Annotated in this window: 1 protein-coding gene; it reads right to left on the bottom strand. The window is 54.2% G+C overall.

Going from position 1 to position 1,101, the window contains the following annotated elements; translation table 11 throughout:
• Positions 1-811 precede the first annotated feature (811 nt).
• A partial coding sequence (locus AC1DT3_RS22175) for a hypothetical protein (RefSeq protein WP_477467332.1) occupies positions 812-1,101 on the bottom strand: 290 nt, incomplete at its 5' end.

Below are 1,101 nucleotides of genomic sequence, written 5' to 3'. Positions count from 1 at the left end.
GAACCCCTGTCCGAGGATAAACCTGGACGAGAAGGGGACCTGAAACGCGGTTTGCGCCTTCGGTGAATCAGTGGAGCTTAGGAATATGAAAGCTGCCGTGAGGGCTATCAGAAAACGAATCCCGGAGTTCCTTCTTTGGGTCGATGTTGGCATTTGGTTTTTTCTCACTGGATAGTTGCACTTTAGCAGACTGGCGAGCGGTGCGACTTCATTGGAAAGCATAGGATGTCCCTTCGACTAAGGAGAAGCCTGGGGTTGGCCAGCATCGTTTGTGAAAAATTTTAGAATGTGCGGCGAGCACTGCGCGATTCGCGCGTCCACGCGGTGCCCGCGCTACTTCCTGGAAGTAAACGCGATCGGATCTTTGGCGCTACAGATCAGGGAAAGAGTGAGTCTCGCCCCATATTGAATCGCGGTCGAATTCTATCTCTTCGGCAGCCCGCCATTAGCGGCGCAAACCGGCTCTTGGGCGCCAAGGAAAGCCGCGTCAATCTGCCATTCCTGCTATCAGTCTCAGGCCGCGACATGTTCACGATCGACAAGATGCAGACCTACATCTCGTGACTCTTGTTGATGTTCGGCCTGTTTCTTGACTTGGCTTATTGCTGGCCGCTCATGCCTGTGAAGCCTCGGCAATACAGTCCATGAGTCATCGGCACGGCTATGTTCCTCCTGCTGATCTCGGTACGGGACCGCAACGCCTCTTAATGGCACATCCGAGACATCACAGTGTAGTCTGCCTGCGGGCAGTGAGCTGACATTCGCGAATGGTCGGGAAATTGAAGTCCAGCCCTAGGCAGTCTTTCAGGACTCAGCTCCTGCCAGCGAGAGCGCTTGCAACGAGATCGCTAGCAGCCTCCACGTCTTCCACAATCAGCTTTCCGGGAACACGAACTGAGGAAATGCCATTGCCAGCAAGTTTCTTATCGATAGCAGCGTCCTTGYCTTCAGCTTTCTTGCCGCGATGAAACCGTCCGGAGTCGCAGAAAACCGCGAGCTTCTGATCGGGGAAGTACATGTCTGGCTCGGAAATCAAGCCGGGGACATATCGAAAATCGACATCCCGCCAGAGGTCGTAGAGTGATGGATGAATCGCTCCGT

This window comes from Microvirga sp. P4_G7 (assembly GCF_056401005.1).
Note: the sequence above shows the minus strand (reverse complement) of the source record. Positions and strands in the feature narration are given on the sequence as shown.